We start from the raw sequence: 23,881 nt of genomic DNA, 5'->3' as shown, positions 1-23,881 counted from the left end.
GGGCTCACCCTCGCGCTTTCTTCCTGTGCACATACTGTGCACGTAGTCCGACCACCCCGTGGCATCAATCTGCCATAACTACACCCATTTCTCAATACCAAGAAGCTGAGAGTAGTTCAGTTAGTGTACGGCCGGACAATAGGGAACAAAACTGTCTCCCTAATTGACAGTCCAGTCAATGCCATCAACAACCGATCGATACCCATTCCCGTTCCAGTGCACGGCGGCATCGCATACTCGAGGGCGGCGAGAAAATCCTCATCGAGTGCCATCGCCTCGTCGTCGCCGGCGGCCGCGGCGCGCGCTTGTGCGGCGAATCTCTCCCGCTGTATCACCGGGTCGATCAATTCCGAGTATCCGGTGGCGAGCTCGACCCCGTGCAGATACAGATCCCACTTCTCCGTGACACCGGGGATGCTGCGATGCTGGCGGGTCAAAGGCGTTGTCTCTACAGGAAAGTCCCTAACGAAGGTGGGCGCGGTCAATTTGGCGCCGACGGTGTGCTCCCACAGTTCCTCTACGAGCTTGCCGTGCCCATAACCGCGGTCGGCGGGAACCTCGACGCCGAGCGCGTCGGCAATGCCGAGTAAGCGGTCGACCGTCGTTTCCGGCGTGATCTCTTCCCCGAGCGCTTCAGAAAGGGACGGATACATTTGTATCGAGGCCCATTCTCCATCGATGTCATAGACACTGCCGTCAGGCATCGGGAGTTCTCGGGTACCGATCGCGTCGTCGGCTACCTCTTGAATAAGCTCACGGGTGACAACGGCGGAATCGTCATAGGTGCCATACGCCTGATAGGTCTCCAGCATGGAGAATTCCGGGGAATGGGTGGAATCGGCGCCTTCGTTTCGGAACACTCGATTAAGTTCGAAGACCTTGTCAAACCCGCCGACAACACAACGCTTCAGGAACAGTTCCGGCGCGATGCGCAGGTAAAGATCGATGTCAAGGGCATTGGAGTGTGTCACGAACGGTCGGGCCGCTGCGCCGCCGGCCAAAGTCTGCAAGATCGGCGTCTCGACTTCGAGAAAGCCGCGCCGCTCCAATCCCGCGCGTATTGCGCGGACGACGGCGATCCGCTGGCGGGCGACGTCGCGCGCCCGGGGCCGGGCGATCAAATCGACATAGCGCTGGCGCACCCGCGACTCTTCGCTCAACTCTTTGTGGGCGACGGGCAGCGGCCGCAGCGCCTTCGACGCCATTTGCCAGGAATCGCCGAGAACGGACAGCTCGCCGCGGCGTGAACTGATCACCTCGCCGTGCACGCAGACGATGTCGCCGATATCGACGTCGGCCTTCCACGCGTCGAGGGCTTCCTGACCGACACTGGCGAGGCTGAGCATCACCTGCAATTGGGTGCCGTCGCCCTCTTGAAGTGTCGCAAAACACAATTTGCCCGAATTGCGAATGAAAATGACCCGGCCGGCGACGCCGACGATGTCACCGGTGGCCTCATCGGCGGGCAGGTCGGGATAGGCGGCCCGGATCTGGGCCAGCGTTTGGGTGCGCGCGACGGCCACGGGGTATGGATCGCGGCCCTCCGCCAACAGCCGAGCCCGCTTGTCCCGGCGGATCCGATACTGCTCGGGAATGTCGGACTCGGCGGCGCTCACGACGTGCCAGCTTAATGATCGGGCGTCGAGTGTGCGTTCACGGCTTCGAGTGTGCGCTGAAGGCGCTGCCCGTCGGCGTGTCGGCGCCCAGGACGCACACTTGAGGAGACCGGCGGTCAGCGGGCCGTTTTGAGCCGCCCGCGCTGGTTGTCCCGGTTGCGTTCGAAGACCAGCCGCAGCCCGTGCAGAGTCAAATGCGGGTCGTAGTGGTCGACGGAGTCCAGTTCGGCCAACAGCAGCGGAGCGGTATGCCCGGTGGCCACCACCGTGACATCGTCGCCGGCGAAACCGTCCACGTCGTCGCGGATGCGTTGGACCAAGCCCTCCACCAGCCCGGCGAAACCGAAAACCGCGCCGGCCTGCATGCATTCGACGGTGTTTTTGCCGACCACCGAACGCGGCCGGGCCAGTTCCACCCGCCGCAATGCCGCGGAGCGCGCCGCGGCGGCGTCGGACGAGACCTGAACGCCGGGCGCGATGGCGCCGCCGAGGAATTCACCTTTGGCTGACACGACGTCCACGCAGATCGACGAACCGAAGTCGATCACGATGGCAGCGGTGGCGTATTTCTGAAAAGCCGCCAGGCAGTTGACGATTCGATCGGCACCGACCTCTTTCGGGTTGTCGACCAGCAGCGGGATACCGGTGCGCACGCCGGGCTCGATCAGCACGTGCGGCACTGACGGCCAGTACTGGTCGAGCATGATCCGCACCTCGTGCAGCACCGACGGAACAGTGGATAGCGCCGCGGCGCCGGTGAGCCGTTCGGAGTCGTCCCCGATCAGGCCGTCGATGGTCAACGCCAATTCGTCGGCGGTGATTTCGGACTCGGTGCGTATTCGCCACTGCTGCACCACCTTCGCGTGCTCTTTGGAGCCGGAGAGCAGCCCGACGACGGTGTGCGTGTTGCGAACGTCGATCGCGAGGAGCACGACTACCGCGGGGAAAGAAGTTCGCCGGCGTCGTCAGGCACGAACGCCGGATCGTGGCCGAGGTCGGTCGGCCGGTTATTGGCGTCGACGAACACGATCCGCGGTTGGTAGGTGCGGGCTTCGGCGTCGTCCATGGTTGCGTAGGCGATCAGGATCACCAAGTCACCGGGATGTACAAGATGCGCTGCGGCCCCGTTGATTCCGATCACCCCACTACCACGCTGACCGGTGATGGCGTAGGTGACCAACCGAGCCCCGTTGTCGATGTCGACGATGGTCACCTGCTCGCCCTCGAGCAGGTCTGCCGCGTCCATCAAGTCTGCGTCGATGGTCACCGAGCCGACGTAATGCAGATCCGCCTGCGTGACGGTTGCCCGGTGGATCTTCGACTTGAGCATTGTCCGTAACATCAGTTCCTCCAGGATGTTTCGTAATGTCCGGTCGCCTCGCGCCCGTCGATGCCGACGGCAGTTCCGATTTCGATTGCGACATTGTCGAGAAGCCTGGTCGTGCCGAGCCGGGCCGCGACCAACAACCGGCCGGAGCCGCTGGTCGGAGCGGGCCCCAGTGCAGGGTCGCGGACCTCCAGATAGTCGACGTCGATCGCGGGGATTTTCGCCAGCACGTCGCGCGCCGCCGCCAGCGCGGCATCCGCACCGGCCGGCGCGGCATGTGTGCCTGCCAACAGCGCCGCCGACAGAGCGCTCGCCAGTTCCCGCTGCGCCGGGGCGAGGTAGCGATTGCGCGAAGACATCGCCAGGCCGTCGGATTCACGCACAATCGGCACGCCGACAACCCGCACGTCGACGTTGAGGTCGGCGACCATCTGGCGTACCAGGACGAGCTGCTGATAATCCTTCTCGCCGAAGAAGACCCGATCGGGCCGCACGATCTGCAACAGTTTCAGCACGACGGTCAGCACGCCGGCGAAATGGCTTGGCCGGGCGGCGCCCTCGAGTTCGGACCCGAGCGGTCCGGGCTGCACGGCGGTGCGGCGTCCGTCCGGGTACATGGCCGAAACACTTGGGGTGAACACGATCTCAACGCCTTCGCCGCGCAGCAGCGCCAAATCGTCGTCGACGATCCGCGGGTAAGCGTCGAGGTCTTCGCCGGCGCCGAACTGTAGCGGGTTGACGAAGATGGACACCACCACCACAGCGCCGGGCACCCGTTTGGCGGCGCGGACCAAGGCAAGATGGCCGTCGTGCAGGGCGCCCATCGTGGGCACCAGCATCACCCGCCGGCCGGTATGCCGCAGCGCCCGGCTGACGTCGGCGACATCACATGGGTCCGGATATACGTTGAGTTGGCCGGCGGTGAACGTCGGCGCACCGTTGATCGTCACCGTGCCAACACCTCGAAGACTTCATCGCGAGCATCCGCTCGCTGTGCCGTGCGCAAGGCGTTCACCCGGTACGCCTCCGCCAACTGCGGGTCGACTGCGGCCAGCGCGTTCAGGTGATCGGCGACGGCGCCCGCGTCACCCCGTGCGACCGGACCGGTGAGCGCGGCCTGCCCGCTCTCAAGCGTGTTCTCCAGCGCCGCTCGCGCCAACGGCCCGAGCACCCGTTCCGCAATGCCGTCGGGGTCGTCGAGGCCGAGTTCTCCGGGCAACGCGGCCCGCAGGGCGTCCACTGCGTCTGCCAGCACCGTGACGATGTGGTTGCCGGCATGGGCCAGGGCGGCGTGATACAACGTGCGCGCCTCTTCTCGGACCCGGAACGGCTCGCCGCCGATCTCCAGCACCAGTGACTGCGCGATCGCGTACCCGACCTCGTCGGCCGCGGTGATCCCGAAGCAGGTGTCCGATAGCCGGGAGATGTCCTCGTCGGAGCCGGTGAATGTCATTGCCGGGTGGATGGCCAGCGGTATGCAGTCGGTCAGGGGTGCCAGTACGCCGATGCCGTTGGCACCCGAGGTGTGCGCGACGATAGTGCCCGGCCGCACCGCCGAGGTGGCGGCCAAACCGGAGACCAGCCCCGCCAGTTCGGTGTCGGGCACGGCCAAAAGCAGAAGCTCGGCGTTGCCGGCAACATCCGGTACGGGGGACACCGGCGTGTCAGGCAACCAGCGTTCGGCGCGCTGCCGCGACGCCCGGGAAACGGCGCTGTATGCCACAACGACGTGGTCGACGCGCTCCAGGGCGGCCCCCAGGGCGGTGCCCACCCGGCCGGCGGAGATGACGCCCACCTTGAGCCGGGCCGGGCGCAGCCCGTCGAACTGCACCATCGCAGACGAAGCCTCGCAAGTTTGTTAGTTCGTTCCAGTCCCGCGGCGCGGGTACCGGACGGTCATCAAGACTCTACCGTGGCGGCGCTCAAATCCGCGAAGTGGCTTTGCTCACTCCTCGCGGCGGCGACGCCGGCCACCTCCGGTCGGGGTGGCCTGTAGCCGCGCCAGCAGGTCGGCGACCGACTGGCTGCCGGTCGGCGGGCCGTCGGTATCGAAGGAATCGGTGCTGCGATGCCGCGCCGCCGGAGCCGCCGGCGGCGACATCGCCGGGGCTTTGTCCGCCGGCGCGGGTGGTGGCGGTGGCGTCGGAGGCGGGGCCGGCGACATTGCGGGCGCCGGTGTCGCGGACCCGCCGAAAGCAGAGTCGGCGTCTTCGGCGTAATGACGGGCCCGCGCGCGGCGACCGCTATCGCCCCAATCGGATGTGGGCTCGTCGGCCTGCCCCGGCATCGGCTCGGCGGTCCTGGCATGCCGACCGCGCCGCTGCGCGGGCGGGGGCTCAAAGATCGCCTTCTCCTCCGGCCCGGTCCTGGCGTCATCGGACTCGGTGATCCAACTGCTGCCAGGAGTTCCCGGGGGCGACCACTGTCCCTCTGCGCCAATCGGCCGCCACTCGCTGGCCGAATCCTGACGTCGAGGCGCCTCAGTAGGTGGCGACCATCCGGGCTGCGGCTGCTCCGGTATCGGCTGTGGCGGCGTGGGGGGAGGTGCGAATCGCGGCTCGTATTGCGGGGGTGGCTCGTATTGCGGCGGCGCCTCGGGTTGTGGGGGTGCCTCGTAGCGCGGGGGCTCGGGCGGTGGTGGCGCCTCGTACCGGGGGACCTCCTGCGCCGCAGGCTCGTAGCGCGGAGGCGCGGGCTGCGGTGGCGGCTCGTAGGGCGGCGGTGCTTCGTGGCGACTGCGGGGACGCCGCGCCGGCTCAGGCTGGAACCGATCGGGGGCGCTCCACCGCTCAGCCGTCCGATATGCCTCGGGAGGCTGGTAGGAGTATGCGGGGTCGTAGCTCGGGGCCGCGGGCTGTCGCGGTGGCGGAGCCAGCGGTTCCTCGGGCACGTCGATGATCGCGTCGTCCGTCCGCCTGGGGGGCTCTTCAGCTCGCACGGAGGTGACGCGGTTGATGCGTTCGCGTGCGGTTTCGTTGTCGCGATCCCAGTCGCTGTAACCACGCACAGTCCTGCGTTCAGTCTCCAACGCCGGCCGATCGTTGAGCTCAGCGTCGAAGAGAATCTCCAGATTGGTGCGCAGCGCCGCCAGCTCGGCCCGCAACGCCGCCACTTCCTCGGCCGCGTGGGCACGCAGTTCGGTTGCCAGCTCGCGACGCAGCTGAGACTCCACCGTCAGCTCATACTCGCGGCGGGCCGAGATTTCCCGGTCCAGTTGCAAGTCGTAAACCAGCTTGAGGTCTCGCGCCCGGGCCGCGTCCACGTCGCTTTGCCGGCGATAGATCACCGACACGAATGCAGCGACCACCGCGGCCCACAGCGCCAGGATCACGGCGAGCTTGAGAAGCTCCACGCGGTTGGTGAAAACGAGTGCGGAACTCGCCGCGATGGCGAGGACCAGCAACGCCGTCAGCAGGAGCCAACCCGGCCTGCGGCCGCCGCGCCGGACCCGAGCGCCGCGGGACAGAACGGTCATGGCCCGACTGTACCGGGCCGAGGTCATTGCGCGTGTCGCCGTACTCCGGCGATTCTCACCTGGACCGATTGTCCGCGTCTCCCGGCAAGCGGAAGGCCCCGATCCGGGGTGCTCGCGTCAGGGATGTCGCCGCGCGAAGCTAACTTTCGGCGCCCTCCCCGTGCTCGGTCGGATCCTGCGGCGACTTGCAGCAATGTTGCAGCCACAGCGCGGCGACCACCAAAGCCAGCGCGCTTACCGCCGCGACCGCTGTGCCGGCGGTGTCCTCGCCGGCCACCCGCTGCCACGACCGCCGCGGCAGCAGGTACACCAGCACGCCGATCCACCAGCCGGTAACCAGTGCACCGACCCATGCCGACGCCTTGGCGATCACCAGGCTGCGGGCCACCGCGAGCGGATGCAGCCAGCCCGGCCCGTCGCCAATCTCGCCGTCGCTGATTTTGGCCCGGATGTAGCGGCCCCACAGCGCCTCGGCGATGGCAACCGCAAGCAGCGACAACCCCGTCCACACCGTGATCGGTGGAAACCAGCGGTACAACAGGACGACGAGCAGGTACCCGACCACAGCGGTGCCGACGACCGCCGCCGTGAGGTCACGCTTCCTCGTCGGCCCCATCAGCCGGCCTGCGGCTTGAGCACCAGATCGGTCATCCGGACACCAGCGCGATCGGCCGGATCCAATTCGGCCAGCAGCTTGACGACCGGCCGCTTACCGCCGGCCACCGTCAGCTGGGCATCGGGGTCGACCGCCAGCCATGGAACCAACACGAAGGCCCGCAGATGGGCCAGCGGATGCGGCAGCGTCAGACCGTCGCCCAGGGAAAACACCTCCGTGCCGTCGTCGTAACAGCTGATCAGGTCCACGTCGAGGGTGCGCGGACCCCAGCGCTGGCCGCGCACCCGATCGGCCGCTCGCTCCATCTCTTGAGCGCAACGCAACCAGCCGTGCCCGTCGAGCGCGGCGTCCTCGGCGATCACCACCGCGTTGAGAAACGGGCCCTGTTCGACACCACCCCACGCCGCCGTCTCATAGACCGGCGAGATCGCCCGCACCGAACCGCCCAGCCGGTCGACCACTGACTGCAACCGGGCCAGTCGGTCACCAAGGTTCGATCCGATGGACAGCACCACGCGACTCACCGGGCGCCTCCGGCGGGAATCACGGAACCACGGCCGCCGCGCCGTGACCGGCGTGCCACCACCGCCACATCGGCGAAGGTGTGCGGAATCGGGGCCTGCGGTTTGTGCACTGTCACTTCGACCGCGTGAACTCGCTTGTCGTTCATCACATCCTCGGCGATCTCGCCGGCGACGGTTTCGATGAGGTTGCGCGCCGGCCCGGCTACGATATCGGCCGCCCGCTGAGCGAGTGCCCCATAGTCATAGGTGTCTGCCAAGTCGTCGCTGGTGGCGGCGTCGACCAGGTCAATCCAGACGGTGATGTCGACGACGAAGTCCTGGCCCTGCGCGCGTTCGTGCTCGAATACTCCGTGCCGACCGCGAACGGTCAAGCCGCGCAACTCGATTCGATCAGCCATCCGCCACCCCTTGGCTCCAAGCGGTCACCACCTTGAGCGCGTCGACCGAGGCACGCACGTTGTGCACCCGCACACCCCAGGCGCCGTGCAGCGCGGCCAGCGCGGAGACCACCGCGGTAGCGGTCTCACGTCCGTCGGGTGGTCGCACGGCGCCGTCGGGACCGGCCAGCAGCGTTCCCAGGAACCGTTTGCGAGAAGCTCCCAGCAGCACCGGGACACCGGTGGCCACCAGCTCCGGCAGCGCGTGCAGTAACACCCAATTGTGCTGGGCCGTCTTGGCGAATCCGAGACCGGGATCGATGATCACCTTCGCGGGATCCACGCCCGCGGCCACTGCGTCGTCGACGCCGGCGAGCAGGTCGGCGCGCACTTCGGCCACGACATCGCGGTAGTGCGGCACCTCGTGCGGACGCTCAGCCGATACCGACCGCCAGTGCATCAGCACCCACGGCACACCGGCCTCGACGAGCAGCGGGGCCATGGCCTTATCGGCGCGCCCGCCGGACACGTCATTGACAATCTTGGCGCCATTTTCCAGTGCCACCCGCGCCACAGCGGCGTGCATCGTGTCGATGCTGACTGTAATACCTTGTGAAGCAAGCGCTTTGACGACAGGCACGACGCGGGCAGTCTCAACGCGCGCGTCGACCCGGACCGCGCCAGGTCGAGTCGACTCGCCTCCGACGTCGATGATCGTCGCACCCTCGGCGGTCAATTCCAGGCCATGCTCGACGGCGCGATCAGCGTCCAGGTAGCGCCCGCCATCCGAGAACGAGTCATCGGTGACGTTCACCACCCCCATGACTTGAACGCGTGCGGTGCTCACTTGCGCAAGATCAGTTCCAGCGCTTCGGCTCGAGATGCACTGTCGGACTTGAATTGTCCGCGTACAGCCGACGTCGTGGTGACCGCGCCCGGCTTACGGACACCGCGCATGGACATGCACAGGTGTTCGGCTTCGACCACGACGATGACCCCCCGCGGATCGAGCTTGCGCATCAGTGCGTCTGCGATCTGCGCGGTAAGCCGCTCCTGCACCTGTGGCCGCTTGGCGTACAGATCGACCAAACGTGCAATCTTGGACAATCCGGTCACTCGGCCGTCGTGTCCGGGGATGTAACCTACGTGCGCCACACCGTGAAACGCCACCAGATGGTGTTCGCAGGTGGAGTACAAGGGAATGTCCTTGATCATCACCAACTCGTCATGCTGTTCGTCGAACGTGGTGTCCAGCACGCTGTCCGGGTCGGTGTAGAGACCGGCGAACATCTCGCGATAGGTCCGTGCGACCCGGGCCGGGGTGTCCTCCAACCCGTGCCGATCCGGGTCCTCTCCGATCGCGTAGAGCAACTCGCGGATCGCGGCCTCGGCGCGCGCCTGGTCGAAAACCGGGGTGCGCAAGGTCACTGTTCGGGAATTCGGCCGTGCGGTTGAAGCCATTGAAGCCCCGTTCGTTCAGCCGTGCGCGGGCGGGTTGGACCGGCTCGGGTCACCGCTCGGTGGATCGGCGGGCTGGCCCCCCTCCGGTGCGGGCGCAGCGGGTGGCGGGTACGGCGGATACGGCGGATACGGCTGACCCGGGTGGCCCGCATAGTGCGGCGGCGGCGTCGGGGATTGCGGCGGGTACCAGTAGCCCGGGGGTTGTTGCGGCGGTGGCCATCCGGGAGCGTGCCAACCGGCCGGCGCGCCGTAGTCGGGCTGGGTCGGGCGCTGCGGTGGAACGCCACGATCCTCATTGGGACCGCCCGGCGCGACGTGAGAACCGTTGGCGCCATTGGTGGCTCGATCGGCTTCGGCCTGCGCGGCGTCCCGCGTCGCCGCCGCGATGGCGGCTTTGAAGGTCGGCTCCGGCGCCGGCTGGGGCCACGGCTCGCCGCGCTCGATGGCCAGCTCACCGGGCGTCTTGATGGGCGGCTTGTCCGACGGAATGCGGCCGCCGAAGTCGTCGAACATGGTGAGCCGGGGCCGCTTTTCGACGTCGCCGAAGATCGCCTCCAGCTCGGGTCGGTGCAGGGTTTCCTTTTCCAGAAGCTCACCGGCCAGGGCATCGAGCACGTCGCGGTATTCGGTGAGAATCTCCCACGCCTCGGTGTGGGCCGCCTCGATCAGCTTGCGGATCTCTTCATCGATGTCGCGGGCGACCTCGTGCGAGTAGTCGGGCTGGGTGCCTATCGTGCGTCCCAGGAACGGATCACCGTGTTCGGTGCCGTATTTGACCGCGCCGAGCTTGGAACTCATCCCGAATTCGGTGACCATCGCACGCGCGATCTTGGTGGCCTGCTCGATATCCGAGACCGCGCCCGTCGTCGGCTCGCGAAACACGAGTTCCTCGGCCGCGCGCCCGCCCATCGCGAAAACAAGTCGGGAGATCATCTCCGAACGGGTCATCAGGCCCTTGTCGTCCTCGGGTACCGATACCGCGTGCCCACCGGTGCGCCCGCGGGCCAGGATGGTGACCTTGTATATCGGCTCGATGTCCGGCATCGCCCAAGCCGCCAGGGCGTGCCCGCCCTCGTGGTAAGCGGTGATCTTCTTCTCCAGCTCGCTGATGACCCGGCCCTTGCGGCGCGGCCCGCCGATCACCCGGTCGACCGCCTCCTCGAGGGCGGGGCCGGTGATGATGGTGCCGTTCTCGCGGGCGGTGAGCAGCGCGGCCTCGTTGATGACGTTGGCCAGATCGGCGCCGGTCATTCCGACGGTGCGCTTGGCCAGCCCGTCCAGGTCGGCGTCGGGGCCCATCGGCTTGCCCTTCGCATGCACCCGCAGGATCGCCTTGCGGCCGTTGATGTCGGGGTTGGACACCGGGATCTGGCGGTCGAAGCGCCCTGGCCGCAGCAGCGCCGGGTCGAGGATGTCCGGCCGGTTGGTGGCGGCGATCAAGATGACACCGGCCCGCGGATCGAACCCATCCATCTCGACCAGCAACTGGTTCAGGGTCTGCTCGCGTTCGTCGTGGCCACCACCCAGCCCGGCGCCGCGCTGGCGGCCCACCGCGTCGATCTCGTCGACGAAGATGATGCACGGGCTGTTCTGCTTAGCCTGATCGAACAGATCCCGCACCCGGGAGGCACCCACGCCGACGAACATCTCGACGAAATCGGAGCCCGAGATCGTGAAGAACGGCACACCCGCTTCGCCTGCGACCGCGCGAGCCAGAAGCGTCTTGCCGGTTCCGGGCGGCCCGTAGAGCAGCACGCCCTTGGGGATCTTGGCCCCGAGCGCCTGATACCGCGACGGGTTACACAGGAAATCCTTGATCTCGTAGAGCTCCTCGACGGCTTCGTCGACGCCGGCGACGTCGTTGAAGGTGGTCTTGGGCATGTCTTTGGAAAGCTGCTTGGCCCGTGATTTGCCGAAGCCGAAGCCCATCCGGGCGCCGCCCTGCATGCGGGAGAACATCATGAACAGGCCGACCAGGAGCAGCAGCGGCAGCACGTAGATCAGCAGCGAGCCAAGGATGTTGCCTTGGTTGACGACGGTGCTGACCTGGGCGTCCTTGCTGCTCAACGAGTCGAACAGCGGTACGGCGTAGCCGCTCGGGTATTTGGTGATGATCTTGTCGGACCCGTCGGTGCCGCTGTTGCCGCTCTTCAGCGTCAGCCGCAGCTGTTGCTCACGATCATCGATCTGCGCGCTCTTGACGTTGCCGCTCTTGATTTGGGTCACCGCCACCGAGGTGTCGACCGGCTTGTAGCCGCGCGTGTCGTCACTGAAGTAGAAGAATGACCACCCAAGCAGCAACACCACAGCGATCGCCGTGAGTGTGCGGATCACGTTTTTCCGGTTCATCAATCATCGGCCGTGGTCGGCCAGGTCCTTCCCGATACACGCAGTTGGAATAGTCCAGGTTACCGCTCGTGGCGGTCGCCAGGTCGGCGGAGCCGGGCGCTGGGGGCACCTCCCGCTTGCGGGGGACGGGCCGCCACCATCTTGCCGGGTGAGGGTCGCCAGCTCGGCGGAGCCGGGCACAGGGTCGTCGTCATGACCAACGAATGACGGTTCCCGCCCGCTTCGCTGACTACTCCTTTCGGCGGAACCCAGCGTGTGCTTTGGTGAGACCGTGCCTGACACCGTTCCCATCACCGAACGCATCATCGATACCAATGGTGTGCAGCTGCATACCGTCGAAGCCGGCCAGCCCGGCGCGCCCGTCGTGGTGTTGTGCCACGGCTTTCCCGAACTCGCCTATTCCTGGCGCCACCAGATTCCGGTCCTGGCGGCCGCCGGCTACCACGTGCTGGCTCCGGACCAGCGCGGCTATGGCCGGTCGACCCGGCCCGAGGACATCGCGGATTACAACATCGCCGAGCTGTCCGCCGACGTGATCGGCTTGCTCGACGACGTCGACGCCGAGCGGGCGGTGATCGTCGGTCACGACTGGGGTGCCCCGGTGGCGTGGAGTTCCGCGCAACTGCACCCCGACCGGGTGGCGGGTGTGGTCGGTTTGAGTGTCCCGCCGGTACCGCGCGCACAAGTGCCGCCGACGGAGGCATTTCGGAAGGCCTTCGGTGAGCACTTCTTCTACATGCTCTATTTTCAGGAGCCCGGCGTGGCCGACGCCGAGCTCGGCGCCGACCCGGCCAAGACCATTCGGCGCATGATGGGCGGCCTGACAGGTCACGACCGCGCTGCCGGCCTGCGGATGGCCAGACCGGGACCGGAAGGGTTCGTCGAGCGACTGCCCGAGCCCGACGGCCTGCCGAGCTGGATCAGCGCCGAGGAGCTCGACCACTACGTCGCCGAGTTCTCGCGCACGGGCTTCACCGGCGGGCTGAACTGGTATCGCAACCTGGACCGCAACTGGGAGCTCCTCGCTGACGCGGTGGCCCCGACGATCACCGTGCCGGCGCTGTTCGTCGCCGGCGCCGACGACCCGGTGCTGGGATTCATGCGCCGTGAGCGGGCGGCCGAGGTGGTGACCGGCCCCTACCGCGAAGTGATCATCGAGGGCGCCGGACACTGGCTGCAGCAGGAACGCCCGGAGGAGGTCAACCAGGCGCTGCTGGACTTCTTGTGTGGTTTGAAGTCAGGTGGAGAGCTGTCATGAATCGCCCGCTGAACTTCGGGGTTTTCATCACCCCGTTTCACCCGACCGGCCAATCGCCCACGGTCGCACTCGAATACGACATGGAGCGAGTGGTGGCACTCGATCGTCTCGGGTTCGACGAGGCCTGGTTCGGCGAACATCACTCCGGCGGCTACGAGCTGATCGCCTGCCCGGAGGTGTTCATCGCCGCCGCCGCCGAGCGGACCAAACACATCCGGCTTGGCACCGGGGTCGTCTCGCTGCCCTATCACCATCCGCTGATGGTGGCCGACCGCTGGGTGCTGTTGGACCATCTGACCCGCGGGCGAGTGATGTTCGGCACCGGTCCGGGGGCGCTGCCGTCGGACGCTTACATGATGGGCATCGATCCGGTCGAGCAGCGACAAATGATGCAGGAGTCGCTCGAGGCGATCCTGGCGCTGTTCCGCGCCGCACCCGGTGAGCGGATCAACCGCCACTCCAACTGGTTCACGCTTCGCGACGCGCAGTTGCACATCCGTCCTTACACCTGGCCGTATCCGGAAATCTCCACGGCGGCAATGATTTCACCGTCCGGCCCGCGACTGGCGGGCAAGCTGGGTACGTCGCTGCTTTCGCTGTCGATGTCGGTGCCCGGAGGCTATGCGGCGTTGGAGAACACCTGGGAGGTGGTGCGCGAGCAAGCGGAAAAGGCCGGGCACGACGAGCCGGACCGCGCGGGCTGGCGGGTGCTGGGCATCGTGCATCTGGCCGACAGCCGCGAGCAGGCGATCGACGATTGCATCTACGGCCTGCAAGACTTCGCGAAGTACTTCGGTGCAGCCGGCTTCGTGCCGCTGGCCAACCTGGTCGAGGGCGCGCAATCACCCCGCGAGTTCGTCGAAGACTATGCCGCCAAGGGCAATTGCTGCATCGGCACACCCGACGACGCGATCGGCTACATCGAGGATCTGGTGGACCGGTCGGGCGGATTCGGCACGTTCTTGTTGCTCGGCCACGACTGGGCATCGCCGGAGGCAACCTATCACTCCTATGATTTGTTCGCCCGCAAGGTGATTCCGCATTTCAAGGGTCAGCTGGAAGCGCCACGTGCATCGCACGAGTGGGCCAAGGGCATGCGTGAGCAACTGCTGGGCCGTGCCGGTGAGGCCGTCGTCAAGGCGATCACCGAACACACCGACGAACTCAAGATGGAAAGCGAGAACAACTGATGCGCGCCGCGGTGCTACGTGGCGGCCGGATGGTTTACCGAGACGACGTACCCGACCCCATCCCCGAACCGGGCCAGGTCTTGGTCGCCGTGCGGTCCTGTGGAATCTGCGGCTCAGATCTGCATTTCGCCGCCCACGGCGCCGAAGTGTTGTCGCTGAGCGATGAGATGGCAAGCAGTTTCGGCGGCGGCGCCATGCACGTCGATTTGAGCAACGACGTGTTCATGGGTCACGAATTCAGCGCCGAGGTGCTCGAAGCCGGCCCCGACACCGACACCCATCCACCGGGAACCCTGGTGACCTCGGTTCCCGTGCTGATGTCCGCCAAAGGCGTGGAACCGATCGTCTACAGCAACAACACCGTAGGCGGCTACGCCGAACGCATGCTGCTCTCGGCGCCGTTCCTGTTGCCGATCCCCAACGGGCTGGACCCCAAACACGCGGCGTTGACCGAACCGATGGCGGTCGGGCTGCACGCCGTCAACAAGTCCGGAATCCAGCGCGGCGAGACGGCGCTGGTGCTCGGCTGCGGTCCGATAGGCATCGCCGTGATCGCTTCACTGCGCGCCCGCGGCGTCGAAACCATTGCTGCGGCAGACTTTTCACCGAAGCGACGGGAACTAGCCACCGCGATGGGGGCGCACGAGACCATCGATCCGGCGCAGGCCTCGCCGTTCGACAGCGTTACTCCGAAGGTGGTGTTCGAGGCTGTCGGGGTGCCCGGCATCATCGACGACGTGATGCGGCGGGCCGCACACGGCACCCGGCTGATCATCGTCGGCGTGTGCATGGAGCCCGACACCGTGCATCCGTTCTTCGCCATCGCCAAAGAGATCAACGTGCAGTTCGTTCTCGCCTATGATCCAACCGAATTCGCCGCCTCGCTGCGCGCGCTCGCCGAGGGCGAGATCGACGTCGCGCCGGTGATCACCGGTGACGTGGGTCTGGACGGCGTCGGTGAGGCGTTCGACGACCTGGCCGACCCCGCGCGGCACTGCAAGATACTGGTCACGCCTTAGATCTCGTTGAGAGCGCGATAGGCCCGCCACGCCTTCGCGATCCCGAATTCCGCGACCAGGAGAAGCACAGCGCGGACCTGTGCCATCTCGGCACCGTGGCCGAGTGCCAGCTCGACGTGCAGGCGAAACGACTCGTCGAGAGTGCCGTTGAGGACGTCGGTGGCAATCGTGCACAGCGCTCGCTCGCGGACCGAGAGATCCGCCCGGCCCCACCGATCCTTGAACTGCCCCTGGAAGAAGCCGGCGAAGTCGGCATCGAGGCTGGTGAGTCGCTGCAGCGTGTTCCCGTCGAGTTCGAAAACTTCGCCGCGCGTGACACGCTCGTCTCCGTCGTCGATCTCGGCGAGCGCCATCAGCGCCTCGGCCGCAGTCGGATATCCGACATACGGCGCGAGGTGGCGCACGGCTTCGCGGATCGACGCCACGGAAACACCTTGCGAGCGAGCCATTTCGACATGGGTCAACAATGGGAAACCGAGGTTGTGGGCGCATAGGTCTGCGGCGACGAACACGAATGCCCGTTCTCGCATCGTCAGATCAGCGATGCCCCAGGCATGCTGGCCGACCTGGACAGCCATTTCCCCGAAGTCGGCGTCCATCGCTGCGACCGTTTCCTGATTCGCCAACTTCATCGCAATGCTCCTATCACTGGGCCGGTCTGGTGATCCGCGCTGCCGAATCGTTCCGGCAGCCCGAAGAGCTTGATACGGATTCGGTCGAATAGCCGATCCGGAACCCAGCGGGCTATGAACGCCAGACGGTAGGCGTCTTTGCCGACGAGGTAGCGGGTGCGGGGCCGACGAGCGGTAAGCGCTCGCAGCACGACGCGCGCCACCACACTTGGGTCGCTGCCGTGCTGCTCCCGCGCCATTGCGCGCGTCGTCATCGACTCATACGCCGTGGCATAGAGGCGACGGTCGGTGTCGTTCATCTGGCTGAGCACGCGTTTCGCGTCCGCGTCGACCTTGTCGACAGCCTCGGTACGGATGGATGCCGGTTCGATCAGAACGACGTGAATACCCCAGGGGCGCAGCTCAAGTCGTAGCGACTCGGTGATAGACGCCAGCGCCCACTTCGATGAGATGAGCGGCGCGCCGAACGGCAGGCTGAGCCGATCGCCGATCGAACCAATGTTGATCAGCCGTCCGGCACCGGCGCGCAGCAGGGGAAGAAATGCTTGGATGACCGCGACCTGGCCGAACACATTGACCTCGTATGCCCAGCGCAACTCGTCCAGCGGGATGGCTTCGACCGGCCAGGTCATGCCGATGCCGGCGTTGTTGACCAAGCCCGCGAGCCCTCGGCTGCCGACCGCGCGGGCGACCGTGGCCGCCGCGTGGGCGATCGACGCGGCATCCGTGACATCGAGGATGACCGGGACGATTTGTCCTCGAAGAAGGTGAGCGCTGTTCACCAGCGACTCACCATCTGTGTTGCGCCGCACCCCGGCGAACACGCGATAGCCCTCGGCAGCCAGGGCCAACGCGGTGGCACGCCCGATACCGCTCGACGTGCCGGTCACCAATACGCTTTCCGTGTTCATGCCAACAACTGTAGGCCAACAGCTGTTGGCAGTCAATAGCCTTGAACTTCTCGTGCTTGCCAACGATGTTGGCCTACGTTAGTTGGCATGGCGTTCACCCAGCGATCCGAACCAACCAGGACGGCGATCCTGAAAGCGGCACGGCAGCTGCTGGCCAGCCGGGGCTATGAGGCGACAACGATCCGCGCGGTGGCCAAGGAGGCCGGCATCGACCCGTCCATGGTGATGCGCTACTACGGCAGCAAGGAGGGATTGTTCGCCGCGGCTGTCGATGTGAACCTGCACCTGCCGCAACCGTCGGAACTGTCAAAGCACCGCGTCGGCGAAACGCTCGCCCACCATCTGATCGCTCGCTGGGAAGGCGAACTGTCCGACGAATTGATCCGCCTGTTGCTGCGCTCGGCAGGCACCAACAAGGGTGCGGCAGAACAATTCCGGCGCATTTTCGAGGGTCAGCTACTCAAATTCGTCCGCGAGCTGACGGGCGACGCGCCGGACGCTCGCCGGCGCGCCGCGATGGTGAGTACCCAAGTGCTGGGCCTCGCGTACTGCCGCTACATCCTGGAACTGCCGGCCGTGGTGGAGATCGACGCCGAGACGCTGGCGCGGACGCTTACCCCGGTGCTGCAGCACTACCTCACTGGCGACCTGGACGCAGCGGTCACGCCTGATCAGTGATTCGCGAGCGCAGCAAGATCATGCGGCCCTTTCGCGGGGTAGCCGCCCGCTGATTGCACCTGCCGCGACCACTCGGCCAAGAAGCCGACCAGCTCGTCGAGGTCGTCGCCCAGCGCGGCGATGATCGGCGCGCACCCCTCGTCGGTGGCCGCCTCGATCGACTCCCGAGCTGCCCGGCCGGCATCGGTGAACGAGCCGTCGCGGATCAGCCCGCGTGACTGAAGCCGGTCCTCACCCGCGGCGAGGTCATCGTCGGTCCAGGCCCTCGTTCGTATGTAGCTGCGCAGCGGCAATCCCCAAAAGAGCTCGGTGAACAGGCCGATCTCCACAGCATCGAAACCAGCTGCGGTCCAGACGTTCACGTGGACATCGCCGCGGTACTCGCGCAGCTCATCGGCGAGACGCCAGGCGTCGGCCAGCGCTTCGCCGGGCAGGCCCTGGCCGACGAGACCCGCAAAAAGCGGCTTGCCCGCCAACGGCAGCTGCTCCGACGCGCGTCGGAGCAACTCCAACACACGGTCGAGGCCGTCAGGGCGAGCGCCGAGGACACGCCGAAGCTGACACACCGCGCCGTCGGTTCGAGCCGCGCAGAGCGTTGCGGCGTCGGTCAGCCGCCAACCGGCGTCGACGGCCGGCACCACGACCGCAGGGTTGAACACCGCGAAGGCCGCCGCAACCACCTCACCGGGAACCTGTCCCATCACCGAACCACGGCTGCAGAAGTATGCCTGGCCGTCCGGCATCGCGACTTCGCCCGTCGTCCCGGGACTTGGCCCGAAGCCGAGCGCCGCGTAGCCCGCGTGGCATTCAGGGGCGAAGTACACCTGCCCCGCGAACGGCTCGATCACGCTGGCGAGCGCTCTTGCCGGGGCGATGGGCATGACTCGAATCTCGTCGATTGTGTCGGTTGTGGTCAAGAAATCGCCGAATCCGCTTACAGGACCCGCACAGTCGACGTCGGCTAGGGTGCCAGTCATGTGGCGCCTCGTACTCGCGACGGGCCTCGTCGCCGCAGCGGCCACACTGTCCGCATGCGACAGCGGCCCTGGCCCGGTCGGACAGAATCCACGCCAGGTGACCGTCGTCGGCTCGGGTCAGGTCCAAGGCGTGCCAGACACGCTGACCGCCGACGTCGGCATCGAGTTCTCCGCGCCCGACGTGACCACCGCGATGAACGGCACCAACGAACGTCAGCAATCGGTCATCACCGCGCTGTCCGGTGCCGGCGTGGACCGCAAAAACATCAGTACCACCGAGGTCAGCCTGCAGCCCGAGTATTTGGGCACCGAGGGAACGATCAGCGGGTACCGCGCCAGCAACTCGATCCGGGTCAAGATCCATCCGGCCGACTCGGCTTCGCGGGTGCTGGCCGTAATCGTCGATGCCGGCGGGGACGCTACCCGGATCAATTCGGTCGGCTATTCCATCGCCGACGACTCGCAGCTGGTCAAGGACGCGCGTGCGCGCGCGTTCGACGATGCCAAGGCCCGGGCCGAGCAGTACGCGCAGCTGTCCGGGCTCAAGCTGGGCAGGGTCATCTCGATCTCGGAGCCGGGCGCCGCGCCGACCGCGCCTCCCGCGCCACCGCGCGGGGCGATGCCCGCCAATGTTCCGCTGGAGCCCGGCCAGCAGACGGTGAACTTCTCGGTGACCGCGGTCTGGGAGCTGAAGTAGCCTCAGTCCTGGTAGACGCGCGGGTCCAAGGTCCCGATGTAGGGCAGGTCGCGGTAGCGCTCGTCGTAGTCCAGGCCGTATCCCACAACGAACTCGTTGGGGATGTCGAAGCCCACGTAGGCGATATCCACGTTGGCTCGCAGGGCGTCGGGTTTGCGCAGCAGCGTGCACACTTGCAGCGACCGCGGCCGCCGGGTGGCCAGGTTGCGCGACAACCACGACAGGGTCAGCCCCGAGTCGACGACGTCCTCGACGATCAGCACGTTCCGGTCGTTGATGTCGCGGTCGAGGTCCTTGAGGATGCGCACCACGCCCGACGACGACGTCGACGTCCCGTAGGAGGCGACGGCCATGAACTCGAACTGGGTGGGCAGCGGAATCGCCCGGGCCAGATCCGTGCAGAACAGGACCGCGCCCTTGAGCACGGTGATCAGCAACAGGTCCTGGCCGTCGGCCAGGTCGCGGTAGTCCGCGCCGATCTGAGCACCGAGCTCGGCGGTGCGGGTCTGGATCTGCTCCTTGGTGAGCAGCACCGATTTGATGTCCCCCGGGTACAGCTCGCCCGAATCAGCCGCCACGACCACAGCGTGCCATGCCGGAGTGCAGACCTCTAGACGGCCTCCCGTCGTAGCGTCAGCACGCCGTGGTGTCGCCCGGCGACCAACCGCGTATTGCGCAGCCTGGACCCGACCGCCACCCCGCCCTGGCCACGCCAGGCGGTGATCAGCCGGTCCACCCCGCGGATCTGCTTGTCGGTCAGGCCGATCGCGCCGCCGGCTAGCAGCCAACGGCGAATGACGCCGCGGCGCAAGGGATCTGGCAGTGCCGCCAACGCCCGGGTGTCGAGTCCGTCATCGCTGGCCGAGGTGGTCATCGCCTGGGTGATCAGCGCGTCGATCAGCTCGGTGTCCTCGCGTAAGGCGGTCGCAGTGCGAGCCAGCGCCTCGGCGACGCCGCCGCCCAGCACCTCTTCCATCAGCGGCAGCACCTCGTGGCGTAACCGGGTCCGGGTGAAGCGGCGATCCGCGTTGTGCGGGTCCTGCCAGGCGGAGAGCCCCAGCTCTGCGCATGCTGCGTGCGTCACGCTGCGCCGGACGCCCAGCAGCGGCCGGCACCACGGCGGATCGTACGGGCGCATCCCGGCCATCGAGCGGGCACCAGAGCCGCGGCCCAGTCCGAGCAACACGGTTTCGGCCTGATCGTCGAGGGTGTGGGCGAGCAGTACAGGGCGGTCGCCACGCGCGGTCTGCAGCGCGCCATAGCGCGCGTTGCGCGCGGCGCCCTCCGGACCGCCGTCCCCGCCGACCTGCACGCAAAGGACCTGGGCGGCAACGCATCCCAGGTCGAGGGCCTGCGTCTGCGCAGTGGCGGCGACAGCGGCCGAATCGGCCTGCAAACCATGGTCGACGATCAGCGCCGTGGTCGGCAGCATGTCCGCTGCGACGGCGGTGAGCGCCAACGAGTCCGGGCCGCCGGAGAGCGCCACGCACCAGCTGTCGGCGGTGGCCAGGTATTCCTTGGCGAATGCCGCGACGGCCGCGTGCAGCTCGCCTACAGCACCCTGTCGATCCATCGTTGCGGGTCTTCGATCTCGGCTGGCAGGGGAAGCGTGTCCGGACCGGTCCAGATGGTGTTGAACCGATCCATCCCGACCCGGTCCACCACGTGCTCGACGAATGCCTTGCCGCGGGTGTACTGGCTCAACTTCGCGTCGATGCCCAACAACGCCCGCAGCAGCCGTTGCAGCGGCGGTTGCCTGCGGTGACGACGCTCGTCGAAGCGGCGCCGGATGGTCTCGACCGACGGCACCACCAGAGGGCCCACTGCGTCCATGACGTGATCGGCATGACCCTCGAGCAGGGTACCGAGCACCAACAGCTGATCGAGGGCTCGGCGCTGCGGCTCGGACTGCACGGCGCGCAGCAATCCCAAAATCCCGGAAGAGTTTGCGTCGGGCTCGTCGCGCGACGATTCGCCGCGGCCACGGACGAAATCGGCGAGCCGGCCCATCACCTGGGCCACGTCGTCGCCGCTTTCCTGGGTCAGTACGGCGAGCGCTTGCGACATGTAACCGGACAACCACGGGTTGGCGGTGAACTGCACCCGGTGGGTGACCTCATGCAGGCATACCCATAGCCGGAAATCGGAAGGCTCGACCCGTAATTGGCGTTCGACCGCGATGACGTTGGGATACACGAGCAGCAGACAGCCGCCGTCGTTAAACGGGTCGTACTGGCCGAGGATGCCCGATGCGACGAACGCCAGCACCGCGCCGGTCTGCGCGCCGGTCACCCGCCCGGTGACCAGCCCGCGCGGCTTGTCGGTTCCGCCGGTCATCACCCGCATCGACTCGGCCGCGGCCCGGATCCACCCCGGCCGGTCGACGATGCGGGCGTCGGGCACCGCGCCGTTGGTGTGCAGACCGGTCACGTCGCGCACCGGCGGTTCGGCCGCCTTGGCGGCGCTGGCCAGGTTGTCGACCACCTGGTTTCGGGTGTAGTCGGTGGACGGCGGGCCCGGGCGGGCAAGCCACTCCCCGACCGTGGCCGCGAACCGCCAGTCGACAGCGCGCCCGACGGTCAGCTCCGGTGACGAGGTCACCTTGCGCATCCACACGACCATAGGGTGGACGCGACGGCGTCGATCGCCGTTCGGCCGGTCGGGCCGGCGTCGTTGGAGATCAGCGCGAAGGTCAGCACCCGTCCGCTGCTGTCGGTCACCACTCCAGCTAACGCGTTAACGGCTGTCAGCGAACCGGTTTTGGCCCGCAGCCAGCCAGCCGGTCCGGTGTTGGGGGCGGTGTCGAGGAAGCGGTCGGACAGCGTGCCGCTGCCGCCGGCGATCGGCAACACATCCAAGAGCGGCCGCAGCGCCGGCTGATCCGGCCCGGCCGCCGCCTGCACGACGGAATCGAGGGTCTTGGCCGTCAGCCGGTCGTCGACCGACAGTCCGCTGGAGTCTTGCAAAGCGGTGCCGCTGGTGTCGATGTGCGCGGTGGCCAATCGGTTGGTTACCGCGTCGACGGCTCCGGCGAAGCTCAGCGGGCGGTGCATGGCCGCGGCCACCTCGCGGGCGATGCATTCGGCCATCACGTTGTCGGAGGCGTTCATCATCTCGTTCAGCCGCTGGATCAGCGGCGCCGACCGGACGGCGGCCAGCTGTCGCGCGCCGGCCGGCGCGGGATGGCCGGCGATGGTCACGTGCTTCGGATCGATCCCGAGCGCCTCGGCGAGCGCGCGTCCCGCGTCCAGGGCCGGAGTCAGCGACCGTCGCGACTCGACGGTGGTCGGCTGGATACGGCCGGCGTCGAGCATGACCGACTCGATCGGCGCGATATCGCCGCCGTCGATGTCGCCCGGGTCCCAGCCCTGTGCCATGGTCGGGCCGCTGAACAGTGAGGTGTCCACTTGCACCGCCGTCGGCGTCACGCCGCTGCCGCGAACTTGATCGGCCAGATCGCTGATCCGGGCCGCACCGTGATACCAGGTGTCCTGCCCGGGCGGAGCGGCGGAAAGAGTCGGATCTCCGCCGCCCACCAGAATGATGGTGTCCGGCTGGTTTGCGGCGACGACGCGGGTGGTGACCCGCGCATCGCGGTCCAGCGCCAGCAGCGCGGCCGCGGTGGTGAGCGTTTTGTTCGTCGATGCCGGCCGCAGCGGCACGGTGTCCTGCTGCTGCCAGAGTTCTTCGGCGGTCATCGCATCCGTGACCCGTCCGCCGAGCATGCCGAGATTGGGGTCGGCCACCACGGCGGCCAGGGTTCGCGCCAGCCCGCTCGCGGTCGGCATCGGGGCAGTGGCGGGCACTGGCACGATGGCCGGCTTGGCGGTGACCGACGGCGGCGCCGGTGCCGACTGGACACCACTCGCGCTGCGACCGCTTGCGGTGAGCATGGCAGTTCCCGCCACCACGGCGGCAATTATCGCCAGCACGCCCACTCCCACGATCAGGTGCGTGGACGGCCGCCACTGAGTGGGACGCATTGCTCTCCTGACTGTCTGGCCCTATTGTGCCCAACCGGCCGCGGCGCTATGCGGTGCGGCTAGGGTGTCAGCGACGAGCAGTGACCACCCAGGCGAAGGAGCTGCGACGGTGCAATTCGAAGTGATCATCGAGATCCCGAAGGGGCAGCGGAACAAATACGAGGTCGATCACGAAACGGGCAGGGTTCGCCTGGATCGCTACCTGTACACCTCAATGGTCTACCCGACCGACTACGGGTTCATCGAGAACACCCTCGGCGAGGACGGTGACCCACTCGACGCAATGGTGTTGCTGCCTGAGCCGCTGTTCCCCGGAGTGTCGGTTGAGGCGCGCCCGGTCGGCATGTTCCAGATGACCGATGAGGCCGGCGGCGACGACAAGGTCCTCTGCGTGCCGGCCGGTGATCACCGGTGGGATCACATCAAAGACATCGATGACGTTCCCGAGTTCGAGCTCGACGTCATCAAACACTTCTTCTCGCAATACAAAGCGCTGGAGCCGGGCAAGTTCGTCAAGACGGCCAACTGGGTAGGCCGCGCCGACGCCGAAGCCGAAGTGCAGCGCTCAATCGAGCGATTCCAGACCGGCGGGCACTGAGCTCGGCGCCGGCTGTGCGGTTTCATACGCGACTCGCCGCTGCGGACGTATGAATTCGCACAGTCGGCAGATCGGCGGGCCGCCCGTAACGCGGGCACTGAGCTCGGTTCAGGCGATTGCGGTCAGCCGCCCCATTTGGCGGCTTCGGCTTGGTCGCGGGCCAGCATCGAGGTGGTGTTGGTCTCATGGGTGC

At 67.1% G+C, this 23,881-nt stretch carries 24 protein-coding genes and 2 pseudogenes; 6 read left to right on the top strand and 20 right to left on the bottom strand.

The features are described 5' to 3' along the window. Positions 1-116: 116 nt before the first annotated feature. The 12 genes and pseudogenes from lysS to ftsH form a co-directional block, all read right to left on the bottom strand. Positions 117-1,616 (bottom strand): lysine--tRNA ligase, encoded by a 1,500-nt coding sequence (gene lysS / locus AWC06_RS14475; RefSeq protein ID WP_085198695.1) that lies wholly within the window; start codon positions 1,614-1,616, stop codon positions 117-119. 116 nt (positions 1,617-1,732) lie between these two features. Continuing rightward, the gene (locus tag AWC06_RS14470; RefSeq protein ID WP_085198694.1) at positions 1,733-2,548 is read right to left on the bottom strand and encodes a type III pantothenate kinase; all 816 of its coding nucleotides are present in this window, start codon (positions 2,546-2,548) and stop codon (positions 1,733-1,735) included. Positions 2,549-2,550: 2 nt separating this feature from the next. Further along, entirely contained in the window at positions 2,551-2,958 is a 408-nt protein-coding gene (gene panD / locus AWC06_RS14465; protein WP_085198693.1) for an aspartate 1-decarboxylase, read from the bottom strand. Continuing rightward, positions 2,958-3,893: a pantoate--beta-alanine ligase gene (panC, locus tag AWC06_RS14460; RefSeq protein WP_085198692.1), complete on the bottom strand. Its 936-nt coding sequence runs from the start codon at positions 3,891-3,893 to the stop codon at positions 2,958-2,960. Before panC ends, panD begins: the two co-directional genes overlap by 1 nt. Continuing rightward, the gene (locus AWC06_RS14455; protein WP_085198691.1) at positions 3,890-4,777 is read right to left on the bottom strand and encodes a Rossmann-like and DUF2520 domain-containing protein; all 888 of its coding nucleotides are present in this window, start codon (positions 4,775-4,777) and stop codon (positions 3,890-3,892) included. Before AWC06_RS14455 ends, panC begins: the two co-directional genes overlap by 4 nt. 1,184 nt (positions 4,778-5,961) lie before the next feature. Next, a pseudogene (locus tag AWC06_RS23985) lies at positions 5,962-6,418 on the bottom strand (DUF6779 domain-containing protein); the annotation flags it as partial. Positions 6,419-6,557: 139 nt separating this feature from the next. Further along, positions 6,558-7,034, bottom strand: a complete 477-nt coding sequence (locus tag AWC06_RS14445; protein ID WP_085198690.1) for a DUF3180 domain-containing protein — start codon at positions 7,032-7,034, stop codon at positions 6,558-6,560. Next, complete coding sequence (gene folK, locus AWC06_RS14440; RefSeq protein ID WP_085198689.1) at positions 7,034-7,558, bottom strand: 2-amino-4-hydroxy-6-hydroxymethyldihydropteridine diphosphokinase; 525 nt, start codon at positions 7,556-7,558, stop codon at positions 7,034-7,036. Before folK ends, AWC06_RS14445 begins: the two co-directional genes overlap by 1 nt. Continuing rightward, positions 7,555-7,956 carry a dihydroneopterin aldolase gene (folB, locus tag AWC06_RS14435; protein ID WP_085198688.1) on the bottom strand — a complete coding sequence of 134 codons (402 nt, stop codon included), beginning with the start codon at positions 7,954-7,956 and terminating at the stop codon, positions 7,555-7,557. Before folB ends, folK begins: the two co-directional genes overlap by 4 nt. Continuing rightward, positions 7,949-8,782, bottom strand: coding sequence for a dihydropteroate synthase (folP, locus tag AWC06_RS14430; RefSeq protein ID WP_139820068.1), 834 nt, complete (start codon positions 8,780-8,782; stop codon positions 7,949-7,951). The genes folB and folP overlap by 8 nt, the downstream gene beginning before the upstream one ends. Then, positions 8,779-9,396 carry a GTP cyclohydrolase I FolE gene (gene folE, locus AWC06_RS14425; RefSeq protein ID WP_085198686.1) on the bottom strand — a complete coding sequence of 206 codons (618 nt, stop codon included), beginning with the start codon at positions 9,394-9,396 and terminating at the stop codon, positions 8,779-8,781. The genes folP and folE overlap by 4 nt, the downstream gene beginning before the upstream one ends. A 15-nt stretch (positions 9,397-9,411) precedes the next feature. Continuing rightward, the gene (ftsH, locus tag AWC06_RS14420) at positions 9,412-11,745 is read right to left on the bottom strand and encodes an ATP-dependent zinc metalloprotease FtsH (RefSeq protein WP_085198685.1); all 2,334 of its coding nucleotides are present in this window, start codon (positions 11,743-11,745) and stop codon (positions 9,412-9,414) included. Positions 11,746-12,016: 271 nt separating this feature from the next. Between ftsH and AWC06_RS14415 the strand changes: the two genes are divergently transcribed. The 3 genes from AWC06_RS14415 to AWC06_RS14405 are packed head-to-tail and all read left to right on the top strand — an operon-like array spanning position 12,017 to position 15,212. Continuing rightward, positions 12,017-13,003, top strand: coding sequence for an alpha/beta fold hydrolase (locus AWC06_RS14415; RefSeq protein ID WP_227371202.1), 987 nt, complete (start codon positions 12,017-12,019; stop codon positions 13,001-13,003). Continuing rightward, the gene (locus tag AWC06_RS14410; protein WP_085198683.1) at positions 13,000-14,193 is read left to right on the top strand and encodes an LLM class flavin-dependent oxidoreductase; all 1,194 of its coding nucleotides are present in this window, start codon (positions 13,000-13,002) and stop codon (positions 14,191-14,193) included. Before AWC06_RS14415 ends, AWC06_RS14410 begins: the two co-directional genes overlap by 4 nt. Continuing rightward, complete coding sequence (locus AWC06_RS14405) at positions 14,193-15,212, top strand: zinc-binding dehydrogenase (protein ID WP_085198682.1); 1,020 nt, start codon at positions 14,193-14,195, stop codon at positions 15,210-15,212. The genes AWC06_RS14410 and AWC06_RS14405 overlap by 1 nt, the downstream gene beginning before the upstream one ends. On the opposite strand, the gene AWC06_RS14400 is transcribed toward AWC06_RS14405, so the two are convergent. Both AWC06_RS14400 and AWC06_RS14395 read right to left on the bottom strand, forming a co-directional pair. Further along, the gene (locus AWC06_RS14400; RefSeq protein WP_085198681.1) at positions 15,209-15,844 is read right to left on the bottom strand and encodes a carboxymuconolactone decarboxylase family protein; all 636 of its coding nucleotides are present in this window, start codon (positions 15,842-15,844) and stop codon (positions 15,209-15,211) included. The genes AWC06_RS14405 and AWC06_RS14400 overlap by 4 nt on opposite strands. Continuing rightward, positions 15,841-16,755, bottom strand: a complete 915-nt coding sequence (locus AWC06_RS14395; protein ID WP_085198680.1) for an SDR family oxidoreductase — start codon at positions 16,753-16,755, stop codon at positions 15,841-15,843. The genes AWC06_RS14400 and AWC06_RS14395 overlap by 4 nt, the downstream gene beginning before the upstream one ends. Positions 16,756-16,842: 87 nt before the next feature. Here AWC06_RS14395 and AWC06_RS14390 point away from each other — a divergent pair, with 87 nt between their 5' ends. Beyond that, a complete protein-coding gene (locus AWC06_RS14390) occupies positions 16,843-17,433 on the top strand; it encodes a TetR/AcrR family transcriptional regulator (protein WP_085198679.1) in 591 nt (196 codons plus the stop codon). Here the strand turns inward: AWC06_RS14390 and AWC06_RS14385 are convergent. Further along, a complete protein-coding gene (locus AWC06_RS14385; RefSeq protein WP_227371201.1) occupies positions 17,427-18,410 on the bottom strand; it encodes an SCO6745 family protein in 984 nt (327 codons plus the stop codon). The genes AWC06_RS14390 and AWC06_RS14385 overlap by 7 nt on opposite strands. Here AWC06_RS14385 and AWC06_RS14380 point away from each other — a divergent pair. Beyond that, positions 18,409-19,107 carry an SIMPL domain-containing protein gene (locus AWC06_RS14380; RefSeq protein ID WP_085198678.1) on the top strand — a complete coding sequence of 233 codons (699 nt, stop codon included), beginning with the start codon at positions 18,409-18,411 and terminating at the stop codon, positions 19,105-19,107. The genes AWC06_RS14385 and AWC06_RS14380 overlap by 2 nt on opposite strands. A 2-nt stretch (positions 19,108-19,109) precedes the next feature. On the opposite strand, the gene hpt is transcribed toward AWC06_RS14380, so the two are convergent. Genes hpt through dacB form a run of 4 tightly spaced genes read right to left on the bottom strand, consistent with a single transcriptional unit; the run spans position 19,110 to position 23,090 of the window. After that, complete coding sequence (hpt, locus tag AWC06_RS14375) at positions 19,110-19,691, bottom strand: hypoxanthine phosphoribosyltransferase (RefSeq protein WP_085198677.1); 582 nt, start codon at positions 19,689-19,691, stop codon at positions 19,110-19,112. 26 nt (positions 19,692-19,717) lie between these two features. Beyond that, positions 19,718-20,680: a tRNA lysidine(34) synthetase TilS gene (tilS, locus tag AWC06_RS14370; protein WP_085198676.1), complete on the bottom strand. Its 963-nt coding sequence runs from the start codon at positions 20,678-20,680 to the stop codon at positions 19,718-19,720. Then, positions 20,659-21,708 carry a zinc-dependent metalloprotease gene (locus AWC06_RS14365; RefSeq protein WP_085199009.1) on the bottom strand — a complete coding sequence of 350 codons (1,050 nt, stop codon included), beginning with the start codon at positions 21,706-21,708 and terminating at the stop codon, positions 20,659-20,661. The genes tilS and AWC06_RS14365 overlap by 22 nt, the downstream gene beginning before the upstream one ends. Further along, complete coding sequence (dacB, locus tag AWC06_RS14360) at positions 21,705-23,090, bottom strand: D-alanyl-D-alanine carboxypeptidase/D-alanyl-D-alanine endopeptidase (protein ID WP_139820067.1); 1,386 nt, start codon at positions 23,088-23,090, stop codon at positions 21,705-21,707. Before dacB ends, AWC06_RS14365 begins: the two co-directional genes overlap by 4 nt. A gap of 109 nt (positions 23,091-23,199) precedes the next feature. Here dacB and AWC06_RS14355 point away from each other — a divergent pair, with 109 nt between their 5' ends. Then, complete coding sequence (locus tag AWC06_RS14355; protein ID WP_085198675.1) at positions 23,200-23,688, top strand: inorganic diphosphatase; 489 nt, start codon at positions 23,200-23,202, stop codon at positions 23,686-23,688. A 122-nt stretch (positions 23,689-23,810) separates the two neighbouring features. Here AWC06_RS14355 and AWC06_RS23035 read toward each other — a convergent pair. Then, positions 23,811-23,881, bottom strand: a pseudogene (locus tag AWC06_RS23035) (WXG100 family type VII secretion target); the annotation flags it as partial.

It is taken from the genome of Mycobacterium fragae (assembly GCF_002102185.1).
Lineage (GTDB): Bacteria > Actinomycetota > Actinomycetes > Mycobacteriales > Mycobacteriaceae > Mycobacterium > Mycobacterium fragae.
Note: the sequence above shows the minus strand (reverse complement) of the source record. Positions and strands in the feature narration are given on the sequence as shown.

Bases quoted from the DNA above. Each gene is read 5' to 3' on its own strand.
- panD (WP_085198693.1), bottom strand. From the start codon at position 2,958: ATGTTACGGACAATGCTCAAGTCGAAGATCCACCGGGCAACCGTCACG.
- AWC06_RS14455 (WP_085198691.1), bottom strand. From the start codon at position 4,777: ATGGTGCAGTTCGACGGGCTGCGCCCGGCCCGGCTCAAGGTGGGCGTC.
- AWC06_RS14445 (WP_085198690.1), bottom strand. From the start codon at position 7,034: ATGGGGCCGACGAGGAAGCGTGACCTCACGGCGGCGGTCGTCGGCACC.
- folB (WP_085198688.1), bottom strand. From the start codon at position 7,956: ATGGCTGATCGAATCGAGTTGCGCGGCTTGACCGTTCGCGGTCGGCAC.
- folE (WP_085198686.1), bottom strand. From the start codon at position 9,396: ATGGCTTCAACCGCACGGCCGAATTCCCGAACAGTGACCTTGCGCACC.
- ftsH (WP_085198685.1), bottom strand. From the start codon at position 11,745: ATGAACCGGAAAAACGTGATCCGCACACTCACGGCGATCGCTGTGGTG.
- AWC06_RS14410 (WP_085198683.1), top strand. From the start codon at position 13,000: ATGAATCGCCCGCTGAACTTCGGGGTTTTCATCACCCCGTTTCACCCG.
- AWC06_RS14405 (WP_085198682.1), top strand. From the start codon at position 14,193: ATGCGCGCCGCGGTGCTACGTGGCGGCCGGATGGTTTACCGAGACGAC.
- AWC06_RS14400 (WP_085198681.1), bottom strand. From the start codon at position 15,844: ATGAAGTTGGCGAATCAGGAAACGGTCGCAGCGATGGACGCCGACTTC.
- AWC06_RS14395 (WP_085198680.1), bottom strand. From the start codon at position 16,755: ATGAACACGGAAAGCGTATTGGTGACCGGCACGTCGAGCGGTATCGGG.
- AWC06_RS14390 (WP_085198679.1), top strand. From the start codon at position 16,843: ATGGCGTTCACCCAGCGATCCGAACCAACCAGGACGGCGATCCTGAAA.
- AWC06_RS14380 (WP_085198678.1), top strand. From the start codon at position 18,409: ATGTGGCGCCTCGTACTCGCGACGGGCCTCGTCGCCGCAGCGGCCACA.
- AWC06_RS14385 (WP_227371201.1), bottom strand. From the start codon at position 18,410: ATGACTGGCACCCTAGCCGACGTCGACTGTGCGGGTCCTGTAAGCGGA.
- tilS (WP_085198676.1), bottom strand. From the start codon at position 20,680: ATGGATCGACAGGGTGCTGTAGGCGAGCTGCACGCGGCCGTCGCGGCA.
- dacB (WP_139820067.1), bottom strand. From the start codon at position 23,090: ATGCGTCCCACTCAGTGGCGGCCGTCCACGCACCTGATCGTGGGAGTG.